This window comes from Moraxella sp., assembly GCF_024227015.1.
In the GTDB taxonomy this organism is placed as follows: Bacteria; Pseudomonadota; Gammaproteobacteria; order Pseudomonadales; family Moraxellaceae; genus Moraxella.
Genome location: NZ_JAAELD010000240.1, coordinates 1 through 2234 on the forward strand (window position 1 = coordinate 1; position 2234 = coordinate 2234).

The 2234-nt window shown below is 46.6% G+C and carries 2 protein-coding genes; both read left to right on the forward strand.

Annotated elements, in window-relative coordinates:
* The coding region (locus GY683_RS05630) for a YciK family oxidoreductase (protein ID WP_297287812.1) at positions 1-525 on the forward strand (525 nt) is incomplete at its 5' end.
* A 136-nt stretch (positions 526-661) separates the two neighbouring features.
* The gene (locus GY683_RS05635) at positions 662-1987 is read left to right on the forward strand and encodes a hemolysin family protein (protein WP_297287813.1); all 1326 of its coding nucleotides are present in this window, start codon (positions 662-664) and stop codon (positions 1985-1987) included.
* The last annotated feature ends 247 nt before the right edge of the window (positions 1988-2234 follow it).

Consider the following 2234-nt stretch of genomic DNA (forward strand, 5'->3'; position numbering starts at 1 on the left):
AAAGCAACTTTTGCTCAGATGAATGAGCTTGCCACGCTTATCGAGAAGGAATTTGGTCGTTTGGATGGGGTGCTGCATAATGCGGCGATCCTTGGGGCGCTGACGCCTTTGGAGATGTATGACCCGATCACCTTTGAGCAGGTGATGCACATCAACACCACGGCTGTGTTCATGCTGACGCAGGCTTTGTTGCCATTATTAAAAACTGCTCAAAGCGGCTCGGTGGTATTCACAAGCTCAGGCGTGGCACAAGTGCGAGCATTCTGGGGGGCGTACGCGCTGTCAAAACAAGCCATCGAAGGCATGAGTGAGATTTTCACCCAAGAGACACAGCGTCTGACCGCGCTGCGCTTCAACTGCATCAATCCTGGCGCGACCCGCACCAACATGCGCGCCCATGCATTCCCGGGTGAAGATCCATATACGCTAAAGACACCTGAAGACATCATGCCGGCTTACGTCTATCTGATGACAGATGAGGCAAGTGGCATCAAAGGGCAAGTGGTGCACTGTCAGCCCAAATAAATCTAAAGGCGGCGTAAATGCCGTCTTTTTAGTGCTTTTGACTAAAGCTGAATGAAAACGGGGCTGCACTTGAATTTTGTACGCACACCCGATAAAATTTATCACATATTTTTAAATTTCAATGATTGGAATTACCGTGGAATTATTACAACATCTTTTGATGATTTTGGTCTTGATTTTGGTATCAAGCTTTTTCTCAATTTCTGAGATTGCCTTGGCAGGGGCAAGAAAAATCAAATTAAAGCTCATCTCTGAAGGTGGCGATAATCGTGCCGATAAGATCATGCACCTACAAGAAAACTCTGCCGACTTTTTTGCCACAAGCCAAATCGGTCTAAATGCGGTCGCCATCCTTGGCGGTTCGGTGGGGGAAGGGGCGCTTCGTCCTTATTTTGCCCAGCTTATTGGGCATTTTTATCAAGGTCAATGGACGGAGAGCATCGCCTTTTTTACCAGTTTTACGGTGGTGACACTGGTCTTTATTCTATATGCTGACTTAATCCCTAAGCGCATTGCGATGATCAACCCTGAAAAGGTCGCCCTAGCGGTCATCAACCCGATGCTGGTGGTGATTAAGGTGGTCAAGCCCTTGGTGTGGATCATCAATGGCATTGCCAATGTGACCTTTCGCCTATTCAAGATTAACACCGTGCGAGAGGAGAGCATCACCTTTGATGATGTCTCTGCCATCATGGACGCAGGCGCAGAAGCGGGCGTGGTGTTACAACAAGAACAGCATTTTATTGAAAATGTGTTCGAGCTAGAAGAGCGAACCGTACCGTCATCAATGACCGTGCGTGAAGATGTGGTGTATTTTACCCTAGGGGAATCTGAAGATTCCATCCGCCAAAAAATCGCCGACTATCCTTATTCAAAGTTCTTGGTCTGTAGCGAGGCCATTGATCAAGTGATTGGTTATGTTGATACCAAGGATATTTTGGTGAGATTTTTGAATAACCAGTCTTTTGTGCAGTTAAACGAATCTACCATCCGTAACGTGCTGATCATTCCTGATACGCTAACCCTGTCCGAGCTTTTGGATAAATTCCGCGCTAGTAAAGAAAAATTCGCGGTCGTCATTAACGAATATGCGTGGGTGGTGGGGGTCATCACATTGTCCGACATCATGATGACGGTCATGGGGGATTGGGGGTCGCCCATTGAGGAAGAGCAGCAGATCATCCGCCGTGATGAGAATTCATGGCTCATCGATGGTAGTACGCCTATTGATGACGTCAAGCACGCCCTTGATGTGGTGGAGTTTGAAGATTGGGATCATTATGAGACGTTGGCGGGCTTTATCATGTATCGCTTGCGGAAAATTCCACGTCCTGCTGACTTCGTCGTGCATGAGAATCTTAAATTTGAAGTGGTGGACATTGATCATTATAAGATTGACCAAGTGCTCGTGACTCGCCTGCCTGATAACATCGAAGAGACGGCAGATAGGGATTGGATGTAAATCTTTAAACATAACTACGAACAAAAAACAGTCAAATGACATATTTGACTGTTTTTTATTAGGTTCTGGTTGGCTTGTTGAGTCATTTGATTGAGCTGATTATCAATCCCATAAGCTCACCATCCAGTCCATTCCAATCCATCTCTTGGTGTAGGATAAACTCTAGGCGGCTGTCTTCCTGTGCGTCGCTGTCTTGGATGCTGATGCTCTCTTGAGTGATGTTTAGGCTAATCCAGCCATCTTGGGT